This is a genomic window from Micromonospora sp. NPDC047670, assembly GCF_043204915.1.
GTDB lineage: Bacteria > Actinomycetota > Actinomycetes > Mycobacteriales > Micromonosporaceae > Micromonospora.
On the sequence record NZ_JBIDDA010000002.1, the window covers coordinates 86,758 to 108,173 of the forward strand.

The following is a 21,416-nucleotide window of genomic DNA, read 5'->3' on the forward strand; positions in this document are numbered from 1 at the left end:
GAACCGCCCGCCGGGGTGATCCCCGACGGGCGGTCCAGGTGTCGCGTGGGAAGGGCTCAGCCCTCGAAGACGCCGGCCTCGACGAGGCGCTTCTCGGTGGCGTCCCAGCCGTCGCCCGGGTGGGCGGCGTTCAGGGTGTTGATCTCGGCCCGGATCTTGGCGGCGTGGCCCGCGGCGGCCAGCGCCCGGATCTCCTCGACGAACGCCTCGGAGTCGGTGCGCAGGTGCGCGGTCTTGCCGTTGGTCAGGTTCCGCACGTAGGCGTGCTTGCCGCCGTTGAGCGGGATGAGGTACTTGAACTCGCCCAGCACGCTGAGGGCGCCACCCTGGCCAGCCTGGCCGGCCCGGACTGACGCGCGCGCGGTCTTAGAGGTGTTGCTCGCCACGGAGGTACTCCTTGCAAGACGTACGGGAGGACGGAACGTCCGGGGGCTGTGCGGACGGCACCTGGTGGAGTGGGTCCGCGGAAGATGTGCGCGGCACAGGCCGCCGATGGAACTGTACACGACCGCGATCCCTGGCTGGTCATCGCGTCTGGAGGGGTCAACCGCGCTCACCCGTCCGACTATTCCGCCGGCCAATTTTCCGATTCCCTGGCGCACCATCCGTCACACGAGTCATCATGTGTTCCAGAAGCCACTCGGGCGGATCGAGGTCGTAGGGGAAGACGCACCTCGCTCTCCGGGAGGTCACCGTGCCAACGCGTGGCGTCGTATACGTCCACTCGACCCCGCTCGCCGTGTGCTCACACGTCGAGTGGGCGATCGCGCGCGTCCTCGCCGCGCCGGTCAACCTGCAGTGGACGGCTCAGCCCGTCGACCCCGGCGCCCGCCGGGCCGAGTGCGGGTGGACCGGTCGTCCGGGGACGGGCGCCGAGCTGGCTGCTGCCCTCCGGCAGTGGCCCATGATCCGTTTCGAGGTCACCGAGGAGCCGAGCCCCGGCGCCGACGGCGAGCGCTTCATGTACGTCCCCGGTCGCGGCCTGTTCCGGGCGACCGTGGGCGCGGCCGGCGACATCCAGCTCGGCGAGGACCGGCTGCGCAGCCTGATGGCGGGCGCGCGGGCGCCGGAGGCCCTCGCGCACGCCCTCGACAAGGCGCTGGGCACCGCCTGGGACGCCGAGCTGGAGCCCTACCGCTACGCCGGCGACGGCGCGCCGGTGACGCTGCTCACCCGCGTCGGCTGACACCCCACGTCCGGCCGCGCCCGGCGCGAAGGTCAAGTTGCCCCGATAAGGGGTGAACTGGTGGGATGGGCCGCGTGTCGACTACCCCGCGACGTGCCGGCGTCGCGCTCGCCGCTCTGACCGCGCTGCTCGTCTCCGGGTGCTCCGGGGCGGCGGAGCGCCGCCCCGACCCGGCGCCGACGAGCGCCACCGCACCGGCCAGTCCGACGCCCGGCGCGAGCGCGTCCGCCGCCGACCCGGCGGCCCGCGCCGCCGCCCTGGTCGCCACGCTCGCCGACGAGGACCTCGTCGGCCAGGTGCTGATGCCCTACGCCTACGGCGACGCGGCCACCCGGGTCTCGCCCGGCTCCAGGGCCGGCAACCAGACGCTGGGCGGGGTGGACACCCCCGCCGAGATGATCGCGAAGTACCGGCTCGGCGGGTTGATCCTGGTCGGCTTCAGCGCCGACGACCCCACCAAGGGCAACCAGGAGACCACCAACGTCGACAACCCGAAGCAGGTCCGCGAGCTCACCACCGGCCTGCGCGAGGCCGCCGGCCGGCTCCCCGCCGGGCAGGCGCCCTTCCTGATCGGCACCGACCAGGAGTACGGCGTGGTCACCCGGATCACCGACGGGGTGACCCTGCTGCCCAGCGCCCTCGCCGCCGGCGCGGCCGGCAAGCCGGAGCTGACCGAGGCCGCCTGGCGGGCGGCCGGCGACGAACTGGCCGCGATGGGGATCAATCTCGACTTCGCCCCGGTCGCCGACGTGCTCGCCACCCGCAGCACCGTGATCGGCTCCCGGTCGTACGGCGCGGACCCGAAGGCGACGGCGGCGCAGGTCGCCGGGGCGGTCCGGGGTTTGCAGGCCGCGGGCGTCGCGGCCACCGTCAAGCACTTCCCCGGCCACGGCCACAGCGCCGCCGACTCGCACGAGGGCCTGCCGGTGCTCGACCAGTCCCGCAAGGCGCTGGAGGCCGGGGCGTGGCCGCCCTTCTCCGCCGGCATCGACGCCGGCGCGATGGCCGTCATGTCCGCCCACCTCGACACCCGGTCGGTCGACCCGGGCACCGCGGCGACCTTCTCGCACAAGCTGCTCACCGACGTGCTCCGCGGCCAGCTCGGCTTCCAGGGTGTGGTGATCACCGACGGGATGAACATGCCGCCGGCGAAGCGCTGGTCGCCGGGGGAGGCGGCGGTGCGCGCGCTGAAGGCCGGCAACGACCTGGTCCTGATGCCGCCGCACGTCGGCCAGGCGTACGACGGGCTGCTCGCCGCGCTCCGCGACGGGTCGCTGCCCCGGCCGCGACTCGTCGAGGCGGCGACCCGGGTGCTGACGATGAAGTTCAAGCTCGCCGACCGGCCCGTGCCCGAGCTGTCCACGCTGGGCGGCCCGGCGCACCGCAAGGCCGCGGAGGACCTGGCGGCGGCGGCCGTGACCGTGCTGCGGGGCGCCTGCGGCGGCGGGGTACGGGGCCCGGTGACCGTCACCTCCTCCGGCGGGCGGGACCACACCCGGGCGGCGCTGACCGAGGCGCTCACCGCGGCCGGGGTGAAGGTGGTGGCCGGCGGCGGCACGGTGGTGCACCTGGTCGGGTACGGCGACGGCGCCGGCGACCTGCGCGCCGACGCCGCCGTCACGGTCGCCATGGACACCCCGTACGTGCTGGCGAAGGCGAAGTCGCCCACCCTGCTGGCGACGTACTCGTCGAGCCGGGCGTCGATGACCGCCCTCGCCGGGGTGCTGGCCGGCAAGACGCGGCCGGGCGGCCGGTCCCCGGTGCCGGTGACCGGCCTGCCCGCCACGACCTGCGACGGCTGACCGGGGTCAGGCGCGGTTGATCCGGGCCGACTGCTTCACCAGCTGGTACGCCGGCAGCAGGTCCTTCGGGTCGGGGGAGTCCAGGCTCAGCAGGACCGGGCCGTAGCGGGAGGACAGCGCGACGGCCCGGTCGGTGTCGCCGTCCTGGGTGTAGCTCACCTCGACGGCGTCCAGCGTGCCGGCCCGCAGCCGCCGGTACTGCGCGCCCGTCGCCTTCGGCGCGTACGCGTCGACGAAGTGCTTCAGGTGTTCCTCGGCGCCGCCGGCGACCCCGTCGACCCGCCACACCCGGAGGAACCCCAGGTCGCCGGTCGGCCGGGCGTCGAGTTCGCACAGCAGGGTGGCCTTGCCGACGGCCGGCTCGCCGTACTCCGCCGACCCCTCGACCGCCTCGACCTTCCACCTGGGCGGCAGGGAGAAGGTGACCGGCAGCTCGCAGGGTGTTCCCTTGCCGCCGACCGTGGTGCCGGCGGGCGCGGCCGCGACCTCGTCGTGCCACGGCGGGCCGGGCGTGACCGGCGAGGCCGTGGTGCTCGGCGAGGCCGACGGCGCGCCGCCGACCGACGGCGCGCCGCCGACCGACGGCGTCTCCGCCGCGTCGGCGCAGCCGCCGGCCAGCGTGATGGTCAGCGCCGCGAGCACGGCGGCGCGGGTGCGTCGTTGCATGTGTCCATTCCCCGTTGACGATGAAGAGCCGGCCCATCAAAACGGGGCGGAGAGCCCGCGTCAACCTGGTTCACCTAGGGGGCCGCGCGCAGGGCGGCGATCAGCCACTCTGCGGCGGGCACCGCGGGCGGGAAGGGCGGCCGCCGGTTGAGCACCCCGATCAGCTGCCAGTACCGCTCCACCCGCCGGTCGGTGAACGCCTCGATGTCGTCCGCGAGCGCCAGCCGTTCGTTCCGGGACAGCCCGGGATCGACCATCTCGTCGAGTACCGCCCGCGCCTCTGCCGAGTCCGGTGCGATGCCGGCCGCGAGCGCGGCGCGCGCCGACTCGATCGAGGACATCGGCTGCGGGGGCGGCGTCGCGGTGCCCCCGGCCCCGGCCACCGCCATCGCGCGGACCCGCTGGCGGAAGTCCGGGTCGGCGACCAGCTCGGCCAGCTCGACCCAGGCGTCCACCTCCTCGTCGGTGGGCTCGTCGGGCAGGTCGGCGGGGAGCGCCCGCATCGCCCGGGCCAGCCCGTCGCCGCCGGGGCCGGGCTCCACGCCGACGAACACCTCGGCGACGAAGTCGTCGATGATCTGCTGCCGCTCCCGGGCGGAGAGGCGGGCCAGGTCGTTCATCAGTCTCAACTCCTCGTTCGTGCTGCCACGTCGGGCGACCGACCGCAGCACCGCCCGGCGCAGCCGCAGCGCCCGGATCTCCGCGTCCAGGGCGCGGGCGTGCGCCTGCGCCACCTCCCGGACGCTGGTCCGCCGCTGCAGGATCCGGCGGACGTCGTCCAGGCCGATCCCCAGCTCCCGCAGGCTGCGGACGAGGTCCAGCCGGGCCACGGCCGCCGCGTCGTAGAGCCGGTACCCGCCGGCCGAGCGGGCGGTGGGCGGCAGCAGGTCGAGGTCGGACCAGAAGCGGATGGTCCGGATCGACAGGCCGGTCCGGCGGGCGAGCTGCCCGATGGTGAACAGGTCGGTGCGGTCGTCCACGTCGAAGAGCCTCCTGTCTCCAGCCGCTGGAGAGTCAACCCGGAAACGGGCTCGCGGTCGCCCGCCGCGGCTGGCATCCTCTGCGCCATGGGAACGGCACAGGGATTCGCGTACGTCGAGCGGCCGGACGGCACCGTGGTGATCACCCATCACGGGCGGGCGGCGGGCACGCTGCGCGGCGGTCGGGCGGCGGAGTTCCTCGCCGAGGTCGGCGACGACCCGCAGCTCGTGATGGCCCGGTGGACCGGCAACTACCGCCGGGGCAACGAGCGGGCCGCCCGGCAGCACCCCCGCAACCGTGGCTGAGTGACGCGAGGGGCCCGCGCGCGGCGAGCGCGGGCCCCTCGACGGTACGTGCGACTACAGCGGGATGTTGCCGTGCGCGCCCCGGGCCGCCGGGGCGGCGGCGAGCGCCTCGGCGATCCGCCGGCGGGTCTCGGCGGGCTTGATGACGTCGTCGACCACGCCGATCTCGAGGGCACGGTTGACGCCGCCGGCGACGCGGGTCTGTTCCTCGATCAGCTGGGCGCGCAGCGCCTCCCGCTCCTCGGCCGGGACGGCAGCCAGCTTCTTGCGGTGCAGGATGTTCACCGCCGCGCTGGCGCCCATCACCGCGACCTCCGCGTTCGGCCAGGCGAACACGGCGGTCGCGCCGAGGGAGCGGGAGTTCATCGCGATGTACGCCCCGCCGTACGCCTTGCGGGTCACCAGGGTCACCCGCGGCACCACGGCCTCGGCGAAGGCGTGCAGCAGCTTCGCGCCGCGGCGCACCACGCCGTCCCACTCCTGGCCCAGGCCGGGTAGGTAGCCGGGCACGTCGACCAGCACGATCAGCGGCACGCCGAGCGAGTCGCACATCCGCACGAACCGGGCCGCCTTCTCGGCGCTGGAGGCGTCCAGGCAGCCACCCAGGCGCAGCGGGTTGTTCGCGATCACCCCGACCGTGCGGCCGGCGAAGCGGCCCAGGGTGGTCACCACGTTCGGGGCCCACTTGGCGTGCAACTCCACCCCGGGGGCGTCCAGCAGCGCCTTGACCACCGGCTTGACGTCGTAGGCGCGGTTGGTCTCGGCGGGCATCTTCGCGGCCAGGTCGTGCCCGTCGTCGCCGGTCACGTCGTCCGGCGACAGGCGGCCCTGCCGGCCCAGCAGCGCGGCGAGCTTACGTGCCTCGCCCAGGGCCGACTCGTCGTCCTTGCAGGTCACGTGGACGACACCGGAACGGCGGCCGTGCGGCTCCGGCCCGCCCAGGCGCTCCATGTCGACCTGTTCGCCGGTGACGCTGCGCACCACCTCGGGGCCGGTGACGAAGATCCGCCCCGCGCCGCTCATCACCACGATGTCGGTCAGCGCCGGCCCGTACGCGGCGCCGCCGGCCGCCGGGCCGAGCACCACCGAAATCTGCGGCACCCGCCCCGAGGCGCGCACCATCGCGGCGAACACCTGGCCGACGGCGTCGAGCGCGACCACGCCCTCGGCCAGCCGCGCCCCACCGGAGTGCCACAGGCCGAGCACCGGCACCCGCTCCCGCACGGCGGCGTCGATCGCGTCGACGACGTGCCGGCACCCCTCCGCGCCCATCGCGCCGCCCATCTTCGTGGCGTCGGTGGCGTACGCGATCACCGGGGCGCCCTCGATCTCGCCCCGCGCCCAGAGCACGCCGGACGTGTCCCGCGGCGACGCCAGCCGCAGCGAACCGGCGTCGAACAGGGCCCGCAGCCGCAACTCCGGATCCCGATGGTCCACGACGGATGATGTGTCCGCGCCAACGGCGGTGGTGGTCACGTGCGCCTCCAAGGCTGTGGTCTCAGGCCCGCGTGAAGACGAGAGCCACATTGTGGCCGCCGAAGCCGAACGAGTTGTTCAGCGCGGCGGGGATGTCCATGTGGCGCGCCTTGTGGGCGGCCACGTCCAGGGTGAGGCCGTCGTCCGGGTCGTCGAGGTTGATCGTCGGGGGGACGACACCGTCGCGGATCGCCAGGACGGTGGCGATCGACTCCAGCGCCCCCGCCGCGCCCAGCAGGTGCCCGGTCATCGACTTCGTCGCGCTCAGCACCGGGTGGTCGCCCAGCGCGGCCCGCAGCGCGGTGATCTCGGCGATGTCGCCGACCGGGGTCGACGTGGCGTGCGCGTTGACGTGCACGATGTCCTGCTTCGCCACGCCCGCGTCCGCGATCGCCTTCGCGATCGCCCGGATCGCGCCCTCCCCCTCCGGGTGCGGCTGGACGATGTCGTAGCCGTCGGAGGTGATCCCGGCGCCGGCCAGCCGGGCGTAGACCCGGGCGCCCCGGGCGGCGGCGTGCTCCGCGCGCTCCAGCACCACGATGCCGGCGCCCTCGCCGAGCACGAAGCCGTCGCGGCCCTTGTCCCACGGCCGGGAGGCCCGCTCCGGCTCGTCGTTGCGGGTCGACATCGCCCGCATCGAGCTGAAGCCGGCGATCGGCAGCTGGTGGATGACCGCCTCGGTGCCGCCGGCCACCACCACGTCGGCGCGGCCGGCGCGGATCATGTCCAGGCCGAGCGCGATCGCCTCGGCGCCGGTCGCGCAGGCGCTGGCCACGGAGTGCACCCCCGCCCTCGCGCCGAGCTCCAGCCCCACCCAGGCGGCGGGGCCGTTGGGCATCAGCATCGGGATGGTGTGCGGGGAGACCCGCCGCGGCCCCGACGCCTCCAGGATGTCGTCCTGGGCGAGCAGCGTCAGCGCGCCGCCGATGCCCGAACCGACGCTGACACCCAGCCGGTCCGGGTCCAGCCCGGAGTCGGCCAGGCCGGCGTCGGCCCAGGCCTGCTGCGCCGCGATGATCGCGATCGCCTCGGAACGGTCCAGCCGGCGCAGCTTGACCCGGTCGAGCAGACCGGTGGGCTCCACCGCGAGCTGGGCGGCGATCCGGACCGGCAGTTGCTCGGCCCACTCCGAGGTGAGCGCACCCACCCCGGAGCGGCCGGCGAGCATGGCGTCCCAGGTCGACGCGACGTCCCCGCCCAGCGGGGTGGTCGCGCCGAGCCCGGTGACGACGACGTCGGTGTGCGCCATGATCAGGACTGCGCCTCGATGTAGCTGACGGCGTCCCCGACGGTCTTCAGGTTCTGCACCTCGTTGTCCGGGATCTTGACGCCGAACTTCTCCTCGGCCGCCACCACGACCTCCACCATGGAGAGCGAGTCGACGTCCAGGTCGTCGGTGAAGGACTTCCCCTCGGCCACGTCGTCCGGGTTCACCCCGGCAACCTCTTCGAGGATCTCGGCGAGGCCGGCGGTGATCTCGTCACGGGTCATTTGCGGTTGGTTCCTCTCATCGGTTTCACTCGACGGCCGACGACGCCGGCCGTCACTCCCCGGCGCTGGCGCGCCGAAGGGGCTTCAGGGGCAGCGGACGACCTGACCGGCGTAGGTCAGGCCACCGCCGAAGCCGAAGAGCAGCACCGGGGCGCCCGAGGGCACCTCCCGCCGCTCGACCAGCTTGGACAGGGCCAGCGGCACGCTCGCCGCCGAGGTGTTGCCGGACTCGACGATGTCCTTGGCGATGATCGCGTCCGGGATGCCGAGCCGCTTGACGATGCCGTCGATGATCCGGGCGTTGGCCTGGTGCGGCACGAAGGCGGCCAGCTCGGACGGGTCCACCCCGGCGCGTTCGCACGCCTGCCGGGCCAGCGGCGCCAGCTCGGTGGTGGCCCAGCGGAAGACCGACTGCCCCTCCTGCTGGATGTAGGGCCGCCAGCCCTCGATGCGTACCGCGTCGCTCTTCTCCGGGGCCGAGCCCCAGACCACCGGGCCGATGCCGGCGGGCTCGTCCTCGGCGGTGGCCGTCACCACGGCGGCGCCGGCGCCGTCGGCGAAGATGATGCAGGTCGAGCGGTCCGTCCAGTCGGTGATGTCGGAGAGCTTCTCCGCGCCGATGACGAGCGCGTTGCGCGAGGCGCCGGCCCGGATGGCGTGGTCCACCGTGCCGAGCGCGTAGGCGAAGCCGGAGCAGGCGGTGTTGATGTCGTACGCCCCGGGCGCGGTGATGCCGAGCCGGGCGGCGACCCGGCAGGCCACGTTCGGGCTGCGGTCGACGGCGCTGCAGGTGGCCACCACGACCAGGTCGATGTCGGCGGCGGTGAGGCCGGCGTTGGCCAGCGCCTTGCCGGCCGCGGCGGCGGCCATGTCGGTGACCGACTCACCGTCGGCGATCCGCCGGGTGACGATGCCGACCCGGTCGCGGATCCACTCGTCGCTGGTCTCCACCAGCTGCGCGATCTCGTCGTTGGTGACCACCCGGGAGGGCTGGTAGTGCCCCATGGCGAGGATCCGACTGCCGGTCATGCGTGACCTCCGATGCGAACGAGCGGCTGGCCCGGCGCGACCGGGTCGTCGTGGTGGGCGAGCCACTCCGTGAGCACCCCGCTGGCGTGCGCGGTCACCTCGACCGGGCCCTGCCGGGTGACGATGTGACCGACGACCTGCCCCGCGTCGAGCGTCTCGCCCTCGGCGAGGCCCTCCGCCGGCTCGAAGGTGCCGGCCGACGGGGCCACCACCACGCGGAACTGCATGGTCGGCTCGTGGCTCGGCGCCATGCCGTGCCGGGCGATCAGGTCCCGCGCGGCGGGCAGGTCGTCCGGGGTGTTCAGGGTGACGATCTCCGGGAGGCCGACGTCCTTGAGCTCCCGCTTGACAAGGCCCGCGAGGGTGCCGGCCGGGGGCAGCTCGATCACGCCGGTCACCCCGAGATCGGCCAGCGTGCGCATGCAGAGGTCCCAGCGCACCGGCGCGGTGACCTGCCGGACCAGTCGCTGCACCATCTCGCGCCCGTGGTTGACCGCGGCGCCGTCGAGGTTGGACAGCAGGATCCGGGCCGGGTCGGCGGGGGTGATCCCCGCCGCGACGGCGGCGAGCGCGGCCTCGGCGGGGGCCATGTACGGGGTGTGGAAGGCGCCGGCCACCTTGAGGCGGATCACCCGGGCCCTGGCCGGCGGCTCGGCGGCGAGCTTCTCCAGCCCCGCGACCGCGCCGGCGGCGACGAACTGGCCGGCGCCGTTGCGGTTGGCCGGGTGCAGCCCGTGCGCGGCGATGGTGGCGAGCACCTCGTCCGGGTCCCCGCCCAGCACGGCGGCCATCCCGGTCGGCTCCAGCGCGCAGGCGGCGGCCATCTCGCGGCCGCGTACGCCGGCGAGGGTGATCGCGGCCTCTGCCGGGAGCACCCCGGCGAGCGCCGCCGCGCCCAGCTCGCCGACGCTGTGGCCGGCGGTGAGCGTGACGTCGTGCATCGGCAGGTGCTCGGCGGCGAGCAGCGCCGCCGCGACCAGCAGCGGCTGGGTGCGGGCGGTGTCCTTGATCTCGTCGGCGTCGGCCGCGGTGCCGAGGTGCACCAGGTCGACTCCGGCCAGCGCCGACCACCAGCGCAGCCGCGCCTCGGCGCCGGTCAGGTCGAGCCAGGGAGTCAGGAAGCCGGGTTTCTGGGAACCCTGGCCGGGAGAGAGTACGGCGAGCACGTCTATGACTCTCCCGGATACGCGTGGGTAGCGCTGTGCCGCGCTCAACCAAACCGCACTAGAACCTTTGGAGGGATCCTACAAAAATCGGCGGTGATCGTCACCTGACTGTGATGTTTTCCGGACTGCTGGGGCCAATGTCTGGGTTGGGACCACCGGGACCACCGGGTCGAGCCGGCCGACGGTGAGCGCCACCTGGAGCGCGAACGCGTCGCGCGCGGCGAGCGGCGAGAAGCCGGTCACGTCCGCGACCCGCCGCAGCCGGTAGCGCACCGTGTTCGGGTGCACGAAGAGGGAGCGCGCGGCGCTCTCCAGCGTGCCGCCGGCCGCGAAGAACGCGTCCAGGGTCTCCAGCAGCTCCCCGCCGGCCCGCACGAGCGCCGCGTAGACGTCGTGCCGCAGCCGCCGGCGCGCCTCCGCGTCACCGGCCAGCGCCCGCTCCGGCAGCAGCTCGCCCGCCGGCACCGGCCGGGGCGCGGTCGGCCAGGCGGGCGCGGCCCGGAAACCGGCCAGCGCGGCCCGCGCCGACTCGGTCGCCTCGTCCAGGCTCGGCACGGCCGGGCCGACCACCACCGGCCCGTCCCCGAACGCGCTGAGCAGCTTGCCGGTGGCCGCGACGGGATCGGCCGCGCCCCCGAGCACGATGACCAGCCGGTCGCCGTGCACCCCGCCGATCACCTCCGTACCGATGCGCCGGGCCTGCCGGTGCACCGTGTGCAGCACGGCGGACACCTCGCCGCCGGGGGAGCGGCCCACCGCCACCGCCACCGGCGGGGCGTCCGCCCAGCCGAGCGCCGCCGCCCGGCTGGCCAGCACGTCCGGCGAGTCGCCCCGCAGCAGCGCGTCCACCAGCAACGCCTGCAACCGGGCGTCCCACGAGCCGCGGGACTCGGCGGCCCGCGCGTACACCCGCGCGGCGGCGAAGGCGATCTCCCGGGAGAACCGCAGCACCGCCTCGCGCAGCTGCTGCTCCTCGCCGGGCGCGGCCAGGTGGGCGACCTGCTCCTCGACGACGTCGATCATCACCTTGATCAGCGCCACCGTCTGCTGGAGGCTGATCGAGCGGGCCAGCGCCTGCGGCGCGGTGGCGAAGACCTCGTCGGAGACCTCCTGGGTGCTGTCCGCCGTGCCGCCGCCGTCGCGCAGCCACTGCACCAGCGACCGGGCGCCGGCCTGGGCCACCAGCATCACCCAGGAGCGGTGGTCGGCCGGCAGGTCGCGGAACCAGGGCAGGGTCTCGTCCATCCGGGCCACGCTGGCGGTGGCCAGCGCCCCCGCCGCCCGCTCGATCCGGCGCAGCGTGGCCGACAGCTCCGTACCGCCCGGCTCGCTCACCGCTCCAGCCTGACACGCCCCGACCTGGACCTTCACGCCGGGCGGGGGTCGGATCAGGCGGGCGGGGGAGCGGGCAGCCCCAGCTCCTGGGCCAGGATGGCGGCCTGCACCCGGCTGCGCAGGTCGAGCTTGGCGAGGATCCGGCTGACGTGCGTCTTGGTGGTGCTCTCCGCCATCGCCAGCCGGTCGGCGATCTGCTGGTTGGACAGCCCGAGCCCGAGACAGGCCAGCACGTCGCGCTCGCGGGGGGTCAGCGCCGCCACCGCCGCCCGGGTCGCCCCGGAGGCGGCCGGCGCGGTCGCCGCGAACGCGGTGATCAGGCGGCGGGTCACCGCCGGGGCGATGAACCCCTCGCCCCGGGCCACCGTCCGCACCGCCGCCACCAGCCCCTCGGCGTCGGTGTCCTTCAGCACGAAGCCGGCCGCGCCGGCGCGCAGCGCGCCGAAGACGTACTCGTCGAGGTCGAAGGTGGTGAGCACCAGCACGTCGGCGAGCCGGTCGGCGACGATCTCCCGGGTGGCCGAGATGCCGTCCAGCCGGGGCATCCGCACGTCCATGACCGCCACGTCCGGCCGCAGCTCGCGGCAGAGCCGGACGGCCTCCGCGCCGTCGTCGGCCTCGCCCACCACGGCCACGCCGGGCGCGCCGGCCAGGATCAGCGCCAGCCCCGCCCGCACCGCCGGCTGGTCGTCGGCGAGCAGCACCCGGATCACCTCGGCCATGACACGTCCCGTCGCCTCACGTCGCCTGCCCCGTCGGCAGCTCCACCCGTACCCGCCAGCGGCCCTGTGTCCGGCCGGCGGAGAACCGGCCGTCGAGCAGCACCGCCCGCTCCCGCATCCCGATCAGGCCGGCGCCCGCGCCGGTCGGCGCGCCACCGCCGGCGCCCACCGGGTTCTCCACGCCCACCACCACCCCCGCCGGCTCGTACGCGACCAGCAGGTCGGCCTCGCCGGCGCCGTGCTTGAGCGCGTTGGTCAGCGACTCCTGCACGATGCGGTACGCGGCCAGGTCCACCCCCACCGGCAGGGAGCGGGGCTCGCCGCGGCGGGTCACCCGGACCGCCAGCCCGGCGGCGCGGGCCCGGTCGATGAGCCCGTCCACCTCGCTCAACCGCGCCCGGGTCGACTCGTCCGTCGCGTCGACGACCTCCCCGCCCTCCGCCGGCTCCCGCAGCAGGCCGATCATCTGCCGCATCTCGGCCAGGCCCTGCACGCTGTTCTCCCGGATCACCCGCAGCGCCGACTGGACCTGGGCCCGGTCGAGGCCCGGCACGGAGAGCGCGGCCGTGGCGTGGATGGCCACCGCGCTCAGGTGGTTGGCGATCACGTCGTGCAGCTCCCGGGCCATGCGGGCCCGCTCCGCGCTCACCGCCTGCCGCCGGTCCAGCTCCGCCAGCCGCGCGGTCTGCTCGGCCCGGGCCCGCTCGGCCGCCGCCTGGTCCCGGTACTGCCGCACGCTGATCCCCGTCAGCACCGGCAGCACCCCGGCCAGCACCACCGGCGCCCCGAAACCCACGCCCCGCCAGTCACCGGTCAGCAGCATCCCCGCCGCCGTGCCGAGCACGCTCAGCCCGACCATGACCCGCAGCAGCCACCGCCAGGTCCGCGCCGAACCGAACACGCACGCGTCGTAGAGCACCTGCGTGTAGACGAGCACGGTGGCCAGCGAGCCGCCCATCGCGAGGTCGGCGACCACCGCCACCGTGCCGAGCGCCAGGCTGGTCCGGGTGGCCACCCGGCGCAGGCCCACCGCCACGCAGGTCGCCGCGAGCGGCAGCAGGAACAGCGGCTCGGGCGCCCCCGGCTGCCAGGACAGCTGCGGCTGCGTGCCCAGGCCGTACATCACCACGCCGCCGGCCAGGGACGCGGCGGCGAGCAGCAGGTCGCGGCCGGCGGTGCCGGGCCCGAGCCACGTCGGCGCTCGCATGGCCCCGATCCCACCACACCCGCCGGCGGCCGGGCTCCGACCCGTGGAGGACCCCGGCCCGCCCCACCCCCGCCGAAAGATGTACGCCGCCCCGCTCCGCCGGCCCGGCCGCCGGAACCGCGCCAGTCCCGGAAGACGATCTCGTCGCGCCGGGCGTGGCGCCGACCCGGGTCCGGCTGCACGGCCCGTCGGCGCCGGCCAGTACGGTGACAGGGCACGTCGGGGCGACCCCGGCGGGCGTGGCGAGCGTGAGGAGACCGGATGGCGCACGGGGAGGCCGAGCACGGCTGCGCCCAGGGTGAGCCCTGCCGGACGGGCCACCACGAGCAGCAGGCGGCCGCCAAGCACCACCGCCGACTGCCCGGCGGGTTCCCGGCGCACGCGCCGGAGCCCTCCGGTCGTGTGCCGGAGGGCGTCGACAAGGACGTCCCGGTGCCGCGGCAGCGCGCCGCCGAGGAGGCCCTGCCCGGCGAGGCCGAGCCGGCGGAGGCGCAGAGTTGCCGCAGCGACCTGCCCGGCTGGGCCGGCGCGCACCGGCACGGCCCGGTCCGCCCCCGGCAGCGTGCCGTCCGCCGGGAGCGACCGCCACGCCGCTGGTGCTGACCACGGGCGCGCCGTCGGGCCGCTAGCGTGGTCGGTGTGAAGGCGATCGCGATCGACGCGTACGGCCCGGCCGACCTGCTGACTCTCCGGGATCTTCCGACCCCGCCCGTCGGCCCGGACACGGTCCTTGTGCGGGTCCGGGCAGCCGGGGTCAACCCGGTCGACTGGAAGGTGCGCGAGGGGCACCTGGCCGGCGCCTTCCCGAGCCACTTCCCGCTCGTACCCGGCTGGGACGCCGCCGGGGTGGTGGCGGCGGTCGGCCCGGCGGTCAGCGGGTTCGTGGTGGGCGACGAGGTCATCGGCTACGTCCGGCGCGACCACATCCAGCACGGCACGTACGCCGAGTTCGTGCCGGCGCCGGAGCGGGCGCTGGCGGACAAGCCGGTGCAGGCGTCCTGGGCGGAGGCGGGTGGCCTGCCGCTGGCCGGGCTCACCGCGTACCAGGCGCTCCAGTTGGCCCGCACGGGCGCCGGCGACACGGTGCTGGTGCACGGCGCGTCCGGCGGGGTGGGCCACCTCGCCGTCCAGATCGCCCGCGCGCTCGGCGCCGACCGCGTGATCGGCACCGCCGGCCCGGACAACCACGACTTCGTCCGCTCCCTGGGCGCCGAGCCGGTCGCGTACGGCGACGGCCTGGCCGACCGCGTCCGCGCGCTCGCGCCGCACGGGATCGACGTCGCGCTCGACCTCTTCGGCGGCGAGTCGCTCGACGTCTCGGCCGAGCTGCTCACCCGGCCCGCCCGGCTGATCTCCACAGCCGACCCCGAGCACGTTGCCCGGCTGGGCGGCAGCTACATGTTCGTCAAACCGTCGACGGCGGACCTGAGCGTGCTCGGCGGGCTGGTCGACGCCGGGCGGCTGACCGTCCACGTGGAACGGAGGTTCCCGCTGGCGCAGGCCGCCGACGCGCACCGCCTGGTGGCGGCGGGGCACGTGCGCGGCAAGGTCGTCCTGGAGATCTGACCGGGCGGGCCCGGACGGCCCGTCAGCGGGTGCGGCGGCGGACCAGCAGCGCGATCCCGGCGAGACCGGACGTGATCACCAGCACCACCGCCACGTTGAGCAGCAGCAGCCGCTGCAACTCGCCGAGGGCCTCGTCGATGTCCTTCGCCGGGTTGAGCGCGTCCTCCGGGATGACCCGCTCGCCGCCGCCGACGCCGCCGCTGACCGTGTCGAACTGCCGCTCCAGCGGCACGCCCGCGGTGCGGAGCGTCTCGGACATGGTGAGCCGGCCGAGGAACCACCCGGCCGCGGTCCTGCGGGCGTCCGGCTGCTTGGCCGGCCGGTAGACCCGCGGCCCGCCGACCGCCTTCGGGTAGAGGTCGTACGTCTGCTTCGGGACGTCCCCGGCGAACACCACGACCGTGTACTTCGGACCGAGGTCGGCCGCCTTCGGGCCGCTGGCCTGCCCGGTGCGGCCGAGGAAGTTGACCTGGTCGATGATCGCCAGCACGTGGGCCGGATGGGCGTCGGCGCGCAACCGCAGCGGCTCGGCCAGCCCCTCGCCGGTGATCTCCACACCGGCCGGCGGCGGCTTCGGCGCCGCCTTCGCCGCTGTCGCGAGACCGAGCGACAGGACCGTCGCCGCGAGCCCGCCCGTCAGCACCGCGACCAGTCGCCGCATCGTCCGGACCATCGCCGCCTCCTCGCCCCGTTCGATGGATGGCTTTGCTGCAGGTCACGCGTTGATTGGCCGACGGAGTGACCGAACCCGCACACCGGGTGCCACTCTCAAGACTCCGCAGAACGTCGATCGGTTGCAGCTCGTGGAACAGTAATTGGAACTATCTGCGATCCCGGCCCGACTAATGAGCGGCAGCCGTTGATCAGCGGGCGGATCGTACCTTTACGGAGGGGTTCATGGGGGGCAGGGTCCCACGCGTGGCGCGTACCTGGCCAGTGGTGGTCGGCGTGGCGCTCGGTGTGTCGTTGGTGCTGCCGGCCGCGCCGGCCGCCGCGCACAACTCGCTGACCGGCAGCGATCCGCGCAACGGCGCCCGGGTGGCGCAGGCGCCGGCCCGGATCGAGCTCCGGTTCCTGGCGAAGCCGGACCCGGGCACGACGAAGATCACAGTCACCGGGCCGGACAACGTGGTCGCGCTCGGCGGCGCGCCGACCTTCTCCGGCTCCCGGGTGAGCGTCCCGTTCAAGCCGGGCCGGGCGGGGCTGTACGTCGTCGGCTACCGGTTGGCGTCCAGCGACGGGCACCCGGTCTCCGGCGAGGTGCGGTTCACGCTGACCACCGGCACCCCCGCCGAACCGCCCCCGTCGACCGGTCCGACCACCCCGCCGCCGTCGCCGTCGCCGTCCGGCTCCGCCGGGCCCACCTCCGCCGTGCCCGCACCGACGGGCGGTGGTACGACGGTGGCCGCGGTCCCGGCGGCCGGGCGGAGCGAGGGCTCGGCCGGACGGGGCTGGCTGTGGGCGCTCGGTGGCGTGGTGGCCGTGGCCGCCCTCGCGGCGGGCCTGCTGCTCCGTCGCCGCTCCGCCCGGCGCTGACCGCCGCTGACCGGCGCGCCCGCCCCGACCGGGGGCGGGCGGCCGAGCCCGGCCCGCGCCGGCCCGGCTCGGTCCGCGACGGGCGAGCCCGGCCGGTCAAGCCGGCGGGGTCGACGCGGGCTCGGTCAAGCCGGCGGGGCCCATGCGCCCGGCCCGGTCAAGCCGGCGGGGTCGGGCGCCCGGACCGGCCGGGCCGATCCGGACGCGGCCGGATCGCCCCACCCGATCCTGCTCAGACCAGCCGGACCCGGGCGGCGCGCAGCCGGCTGAGCGTGCGCTCGCGACCGAGCACCTCCAGCGACTCGAACAGCGGCAGGCCGACGGTGCGGCCGGTGACCGCGACGCGGACCGGCGCCTGGGCCTTGCCGAGCTTGAGGCCGCGCTCGGCGCCGACCGCCTCCAGCGTCGACTTCAGCGTCTCCGCGTCCCAGGACTCCAGTGCCTCGAACGCCGCCGTGGCGGCGTCCAGCAGTTCCGCCGAGCCCTCCTTCATCGCCTTGGCCCAGGCGGCCTCGTCGATCAGCGGCGAGGCGAGGAAGAGGAAGTCGACGTTCGGCACGATCTCGCTGAGCACCGCGATGCGGGTCTGCGCCAGCGGAGCCACGGCCGCGAAGGCGTCCGCGTCGAACTCCTCCGGCTGCCACGGCGGCGGGGCGATCGTGCCGGTGCCGGTCAGCCACGGCCGGCAGGCCTCGACGAACTCCTCCACCGGCAGCGCCCGGATGTACTCGCCGTTGAACGCGCGCAGCTTCTTCTCGTCGAAGAACGCCGGCGAGGGGTTGACCTCCGCCAGCCGGAACTCCTCCTCGATCACCGACCACGGCACGATCTCCCGGTCGCCCGAGGGCGCCCAGCCGAGCAGTATCAGGTAGTTGCGCATCGCCGCGGCGAGGTAGCCCTCGTCCCGGTACGCCTCCAGGGCGACCTTGTCGCGGCGCTTGGAGAGCTTCTGCCGCTTCTCGTTGACCACCACCGGCACGTGGGCCCAGACGGGCGGCTTGACCCCGAGGGCGTCCCACAGCAGCTGCTGCTTGGGGGTGTTGGGCAGGTGCTCCTCGGCCCGGATCACGTGGGTGATCCCCATGGTCATGTCGTCGACCACGTTGGCCAGCAGGAAGACCGGCGAGCCGTCGCCCCGGGCGATGACGAAGTCCTCGATCAGCTTGTTCTCGAAGGTCGGCTCGCCGCGGATCAGGTCGACCACCACGGTCTCGCCCTCGTCCGGCGTGCGGAAGCGCAGGGCGCGGCCCTCGCCGGGCGTCAGGCCCCGGTCCCGGCAGAAGCCGTCGTAGCCCTGGTACTGCGAGCCGGTGCGGGCCTGCACGGCCTCCCGGGTGCAGTCGCAGTAGTACGCCCGGCCGGACTCGTGCAGCCGCGCGGCGGCGGCGCGGTGCTCGCCGGCGTACTGCGACTGGAAGTACGGGCCCTCGTAGCTGCCGCGTTCGATGCCGATCCAGTCGAGCGCAGAGAGGATGCCCTCGGTCCACTCCGGCTTGTTGCGGGCCGCGTCGGTGTCCTCGATGCGGAGCACGAACACCCCGCCCTGCTGCTTGGCGTAGATCCAGTTCTGCAGCGCGGAGCGGGCACCGCCGACGTGGAACATACCGGTCGGGGAAGGGGCGAAGCGTACACGTACCGTCACGCCTCCAGCCTACGGCCGCCCGCGACCGGATTCCGCCAGGGGTGCGGCTCAGGGCACCGAGCGGATCTTCAGCACCAGGACGCTGCCGAGTACGGTGACCGCCGCGGTGACCGCGTAGAGCGCGGGATAGCCGCCCAGGTGCACCACGAGCGGGGCGGAGAGGGCCGGCCCGAGCACCTGCGGGGCGGAGTTGGCGATGTTGATGACGCCGAGGTCCTTCGCCCGGTCCGCCGCGGCCGGCAGCACCTGGGTGATCAGCGCGGCGTCGACCGACAGGTAGACCCCGTAGCCGGCGCCGAGCAGGAGCGCGGCGGCCACGGCCACCGGCCAGAGCGGCGCGACGGCGAGCAACAGCGCGGCGACCGCCATGATCCCGCCAGCGGTGATCACGAAGACCTTCCGCCGGCCGGTGCGGTCCGACAGCCGCCCGGACACCACGGCGGTGCCCGCCAGGCCGGCCGTGTAGAGCAGGATCAGCACCAGCAGGCCGCCCTCGGGGTCGGCGTGGCGCACCTCGTCGGTGAGGAAGTAGAGCAGGTAGAGCGTGCCGAGCGCGTTGCCGAGCTGGACCAGGAACCGGGTGATCCAGGCCCAGCCGAAGTCGGGGTGGCGGCGCGGCGACACCCACATCGAGGCGAGCAGGGCGCGCGGCCGCAGCGCCGGCCGGTGCGCCCGGGGCAGCGGGTCGTCGGCGGTGAGCAGCGCGAACGGCAGGGCCAGCAGCAGCACCGCCACCGCCACCGTGGCGTAGCCGGCGGCGGTGCCGCGCACCACGGCGGTCACCAGCACCACCCCGAGCACGAGCGCCAGCGCCTGGGGGATGCCGACCCAGCCGGAGACGCCGCCCCGCTGGGCGACCGGCACCCGGTCCGGCACGGCGGCGGTGAGGCTGGCCAGCATCGCGTTGAAGCAGACCTGTGCGGCGACCCAGCCGAGCGCGATCCCGGCGACGCTCCGCTGCTGCGCCAGCAGCACCAGGGCCGCCGCGCCGAGCACCGCCCCGCCCGCGGTCCAGACGTGCCGCCGGCCGAACTCCCGCCCGCCCAGCCGCGGGCAGGTCCGGTCCGACAGCGCCCCGGCCAGGGGATTGGCGAGCACCGCGGCGAGCGCGCCGAGGCCGGTGACCACGGCGAGCATGGCCTCCTTGTCGGCCGGCGCGATCCGCTCCACCTGCTGCGGCAGCAGCACCTGGATCGGCGTGAAGAACGCCATCCACACCCCGAGGTTCGCGGCGAAGACCAGCGCGATCCAGCTCCGCCGGACCGGCACGGTCGGTTCGGCGAGCGCCGCCGGCAGCGACGCGGGCGTCGGGTCGACGGTGGTCACGACCGGTTGGTCAGGTCACGGAACCAGGCGTACGAGGACTTGGGGGTACGGGCCTGCGTGTCGAAGTCGACGTGCACCAGGCCGAAGCGCTTGGTGAAGCCCTCCGCCCACTCCCAGTTGTCCAGCAGCGACCAGACGAAGTAGCCGGTCACGTCCACCCCGTCGTCGATGGCGGCGCGCACGGCGCGCAGGTGCCCGTCGAGGTAGGCGACGCGCTCCGGGTCGTGCACCCGGCCGTCGGCGTCGGGCACGTCGTCGTACGCGCAGCCGCTCTCGGTGACCTGGATCGGCGGCAGGTCGTCGCCGTACGTGCGGCGCAGCCAGCCGAGCAGCTCCCGCAGTCCGTCCGGGGCGACCGGCCAGTCGAAGGCGGTGCGCGGGTACCCCTCCAGCGGCACCAGCTCGAACGGCAGGGGCGAGCCCGCCGCCGGGGCGCGTACGCCGGTCGGGTTGTAGTAGTTGACCCCCAGCACGTCGATCGGGGCGGCGACGAGGTCCAGGTCGCCGGCGCGCACCACGGCCTCGTCGAAGCCGAGCCCGGCGGGGTAGCCCCGGCCGAGCAGCGGATCGGTGAAGAGCCGGTTGTGCAGCGCCTCGTACGCCGCGCCCGCCGCCCGGTCGGCGTCGGTGTCCCCCGCGAGCCGCACGGGCGAGTAGTTGTTCGCGATCGCGACCGGGCTCGTGCCGCGCGCCCGCAGCGCGGCGACGGCGAGGCCGTGGCCGAGGAGCTGGTGGTGGGCGACCGGGAAGGCGTCGAAGAGCAGCGTCCGGCCGGGGGCGTGCTCGCCCGTGGCGTGGCCGAGGCTCATGTGGATGAACGGCTCGTTCAGGGTGATCCAGAGCTTGACCCGGTCGCCGAGGCGGGCCGCGGTGGCGTCGGCGTACTCGGCGAAGCGGTGGGCGGTGTCGCGGTTCAGCCAGCCGCCGGCGTCCTCGAGGGGCTGCGGCAGGTCCCAGTGGAAGAGGGTGGCGACCGGGTCGACGCCGTGGGCGAGCAGGTCGTCGACCAGCCGGTCGTAGAAGTCCAGCCCGGCGGCGTTGACCGGACCGTCGCCGGTGGGCCGCACCCGGGGCCAGGCGATCGAGAAGCGGTACGCCGAGACGCCCAGCCCGGCCAGCAGCGCGACGTCCTCGGCGTGCCGGTGGTAGTGGTCGCAGGCCACGTCGCCGGTGCTGCCGTCGGCGATCCGGCCGGGGGCGTGGGCGAAGGTGTCCCAGATGGACGGTCCGCGCCCGTCGGCGTCGGTGCCGCCCTCGATCTGGTAGGCGGAGGTGGACACTCCCCAGCGGAATCCGGCGGGGAACTCGGGCATCGCTGCGGTCGACATGCGCCCTCCCGGCATACGCGAATCGTGCTCGCGACTCTAGGGGTCGGTGGGGCGATGCGCCATAGGCCGTACGACGCCGCAGCGCAATGGATTTCGGCGTGTCTTTTCCAAACCCGTCCTAGTACGTCCGAATTTGCGCATAGAGTGCCGATATCGTGGGATGTCCTCACTGGAGGAAAGACGGAAATGATCCTCGTGGAACGCAGTGCGCACGTGATGGCGCCGGTGGAAGCGGTCTGGGACGTCGTGCAGCGGGCCGAGCAGTTGCCGGCCTGGCTGGCGGGGGTCCGTGCGGCCGAGGTGCTATCGGGAGAGGGCTTCGGGCGCCGACAACTGGTCCAGGCCGGACGTGGCGCGGCGCATGAGGCCGAGGTGATCGCCTACCAGGAGCCGACCCTGATCGGCTGGCGCGAACGCGCGAAGGGCGCCGGTGCCCGGGCGGAGGCGCGCACCGAGATCTACGTCCAGCTCACCGCGGACGAGGAGGAGGGCGGGACGATCGTGCGGCTCATCGTCGTGCGCTGGCCCGCCGGTCCGGTGAAGGCCGCCCTGCTCCGCCTCGGCCTGCGCAGGGTCGGCGCCGACCTGGAGGACTCGCTCGCCCGGCTGACCGACCTGGCCGCCGTCGGCTGACCGGGCCGGTCCTGGCGCC

General features: G+C 75.0%; 21 protein-coding genes and 1 pseudogene. 7 read left to right on the top strand and 15 right to left on the bottom strand.

Features of this window, described 5'->3' with window-relative positions; genetic code table 11:
• Window positions 1–56: 56 nt before the first annotated feature.
• Complete coding sequence (locus ACGF7U_RS05005) at window positions 57–386, bottom strand: hypothetical protein (RefSeq protein ID WP_350683060.1); 330 nt, start codon at window positions 384–386, stop codon at window positions 57–59.
• 308 nt (window positions 387–694) lie between these two features.
• Here ACGF7U_RS05005 and ACGF7U_RS05010 point away from each other — a divergent pair, with 308 nt between their 5' ends.
• Window positions 695–1,186, top strand: coding sequence for a DUF3145 domain-containing protein (locus ACGF7U_RS05010; RefSeq protein WP_091104340.1), 492 nt, complete (start codon window positions 695–697; stop codon window positions 1,184–1,186).
• Window positions 1,187–1,251: 65 nt separating this feature from the next.
• Window positions 1,252–2,988, top strand: a complete 1,737-nt coding sequence (locus ACGF7U_RS05015; RefSeq protein ID WP_393103081.1) for a glycoside hydrolase family 3 protein — start codon at window positions 1,252–1,254, stop codon at window positions 2,986–2,988.
• Window positions 2,989–2,994: 6 nt separating this feature from the next.
• On the opposite strand, the gene ACGF7U_RS05020 is transcribed toward ACGF7U_RS05015, so the two are convergent.
• Both ACGF7U_RS05020 and ACGF7U_RS05025 read right to left on the bottom strand, forming a co-directional pair.
• Window positions 2,995–3,654, bottom strand: a complete 660-nt coding sequence (locus ACGF7U_RS05020; protein ID WP_393103082.1) for a lipoprotein — start codon at window positions 3,652–3,654, stop codon at window positions 2,995–2,997.
• 74 nt (window positions 3,655–3,728) lie between these two features.
• Window positions 3,729–4,634, bottom strand: coding sequence for a MerR family transcriptional regulator (locus ACGF7U_RS05025; protein ID WP_393103084.1), 906 nt, complete (start codon window positions 4,632–4,634; stop codon window positions 3,729–3,731).
• A gap of 87 nt (window positions 4,635–4,721) precedes the next feature.
• Here ACGF7U_RS05025 and ACGF7U_RS05030 point away from each other — a divergent pair, with 87 nt between their 5' ends.
• On the top strand, window positions 4,722–4,940 hold the full coding sequence (locus ACGF7U_RS05030; protein WP_393103086.1) for a hypothetical protein: 219 nt from the start codon (window positions 4,722–4,724) through the stop codon (window positions 4,938–4,940).
• Between the two features lie 54 nt (window positions 4,941–4,994).
• Here ACGF7U_RS05030 and ACGF7U_RS05035 read toward each other — a convergent pair whose 3' ends face one another.
• The 8 genes and pseudogenes from ACGF7U_RS05035 to ACGF7U_RS05070 all read right to left on the bottom strand — a co-directional run bounded on the left by ACGF7U_RS05035 (window position 4,995) and on the right by ACGF7U_RS05070 (window position 13,366).
• Complete coding sequence (locus tag ACGF7U_RS05035; protein WP_393104119.1) at window positions 4,995–6,377, bottom strand: acyl-CoA carboxylase subunit beta; 1,383 nt, start codon at window positions 6,375–6,377, stop codon at window positions 4,995–4,997.
• A gap of 61 nt (window positions 6,378–6,438) precedes the next feature.
• Complete coding sequence (fabF, locus tag ACGF7U_RS05040; protein WP_393103088.1) at window positions 6,439–7,665, bottom strand: beta-ketoacyl-ACP synthase II; 1,227 nt, start codon at window positions 7,663–7,665, stop codon at window positions 6,439–6,441.
• 2 nt (window positions 7,666–7,667) lie between these two features.
• A complete protein-coding gene (locus tag ACGF7U_RS05045) occupies window positions 7,668–7,907 on the bottom strand; it encodes an acyl carrier protein (RefSeq protein WP_007072348.1) in 240 nt (79 codons plus the stop codon).
• 84 nt (window positions 7,908–7,991) lie between these two features.
• A complete protein-coding gene (locus ACGF7U_RS05050) occupies window positions 7,992–8,936 on the bottom strand; it encodes a beta-ketoacyl-ACP synthase III (protein ID WP_393103090.1) in 945 nt (314 codons plus the stop codon).
• Window positions 8,933–10,102 (bottom strand): acyltransferase domain-containing protein, encoded by a 1,170-nt coding sequence (locus tag ACGF7U_RS05055; RefSeq protein ID WP_393103092.1) that lies wholly within the window; start codon window positions 10,100–10,102, stop codon window positions 8,933–8,935. Before ACGF7U_RS05055 ends, ACGF7U_RS05050 begins: the two co-directional genes overlap by 4 nt.
• 78 nt (window positions 10,103–10,180) lie before the next feature.
• Window positions 10,181–11,464 (bottom strand): annotated as a pseudogene (locus ACGF7U_RS05060) (PucR family transcriptional regulator); the annotation flags it as partial.
• Window positions 11,465–11,490: 26 nt separating this feature from the next.
• Window positions 11,491–12,159: a response regulator gene (locus tag ACGF7U_RS05065; protein ID WP_393103094.1), complete on the bottom strand. Its 669-nt coding sequence runs from the start codon at window positions 12,157–12,159 to the stop codon at window positions 11,491–11,493.
• A gap of 16 nt (window positions 12,160–12,175) precedes the next feature.
• Window positions 12,176–13,366, bottom strand: coding sequence for a sensor histidine kinase (locus ACGF7U_RS05070; RefSeq protein WP_393103096.1), 1,191 nt, complete (start codon window positions 13,364–13,366; stop codon window positions 12,176–12,178).
• Between the two features lie 261 nt (window positions 13,367–13,627).
• Between ACGF7U_RS05070 and ACGF7U_RS05075 the strand changes: the two genes are divergently transcribed.
• Both ACGF7U_RS05075 and ACGF7U_RS05080 read left to right on the top strand, forming a co-directional pair.
• A complete protein-coding gene (locus ACGF7U_RS05075; RefSeq protein ID WP_393103098.1) occupies window positions 13,628–13,969 on the top strand; it encodes a hypothetical protein in 342 nt (113 codons plus the stop codon).
• Between the two features lie 36 nt (window positions 13,970–14,005).
• Window positions 14,006–14,932, top strand: coding sequence for an NADP-dependent oxidoreductase (locus ACGF7U_RS05080; RefSeq protein ID WP_393103100.1), 927 nt, complete (start codon window positions 14,006–14,008; stop codon window positions 14,930–14,932).
• 22 nt (window positions 14,933–14,954) lie between these two features.
• Here ACGF7U_RS05080 and ACGF7U_RS05085 read toward each other — a convergent pair whose 3' ends face one another.
• Window positions 14,955–15,605 carry a hypothetical protein gene (locus tag ACGF7U_RS05085; protein WP_393103102.1) on the bottom strand — a complete coding sequence of 217 codons (651 nt, stop codon included), beginning with the start codon at window positions 15,603–15,605 and terminating at the stop codon, window positions 14,955–14,957.
• Window positions 15,606–15,850: 245 nt separating this feature from the next.
• Here ACGF7U_RS05085 and ACGF7U_RS05090 point away from each other — a divergent pair, with 245 nt between their 5' ends.
• Window positions 15,851–16,468 carry a copper resistance CopC family protein gene (locus ACGF7U_RS05090; protein ID WP_393103104.1) on the top strand — a complete coding sequence of 206 codons (618 nt, stop codon included), beginning with the start codon at window positions 15,851–15,853 and terminating at the stop codon, window positions 16,466–16,468.
• Between the two features lie 232 nt (window positions 16,469–16,700).
• On the opposite strand, the gene gltX is transcribed toward ACGF7U_RS05090, so the two are convergent.
• Genes gltX through ACGF7U_RS05105 form a run of 3 tightly spaced genes read right to left on the bottom strand, consistent with a single transcriptional unit; the run spans window position 16,701 to window position 20,764 of the window.
• Window positions 16,701–18,110 (bottom strand): glutamate--tRNA ligase, encoded by a 1,410-nt coding sequence (gene gltX, locus ACGF7U_RS05095; protein ID WP_393103106.1) that lies wholly within the window; start codon window positions 18,108–18,110, stop codon window positions 16,701–16,703.
• A 48-nt stretch (window positions 18,111–18,158) separates the two neighbouring features.
• Complete coding sequence (locus tag ACGF7U_RS05100) at window positions 18,159–19,436, bottom strand: MFS transporter (RefSeq protein ID WP_393103108.1); 1,278 nt, start codon at window positions 19,434–19,436, stop codon at window positions 18,159–18,161.
• Window positions 19,433–20,764: a GH1 family beta-glucosidase gene (locus ACGF7U_RS05105; RefSeq protein WP_393103110.1), complete on the bottom strand. Its 1,332-nt coding sequence runs from the start codon at window positions 20,762–20,764 to the stop codon at window positions 19,433–19,435. Before ACGF7U_RS05105 ends, ACGF7U_RS05100 begins: the two co-directional genes overlap by 4 nt.
• A gap of 186 nt (window positions 20,765–20,950) precedes the next feature.
• On the opposite strand from ACGF7U_RS05105, the gene ACGF7U_RS05110 reads away from it, so the two are divergent.
• The gene (locus ACGF7U_RS05110; protein ID WP_250795157.1) at window positions 20,951–21,397 is read left to right on the top strand and encodes an SRPBCC family protein; all 447 of its coding nucleotides are present in this window, start codon (window positions 20,951–20,953) and stop codon (window positions 21,395–21,397) included.
• Window positions 21,398–21,416 lie beyond the last annotated feature (19 nt).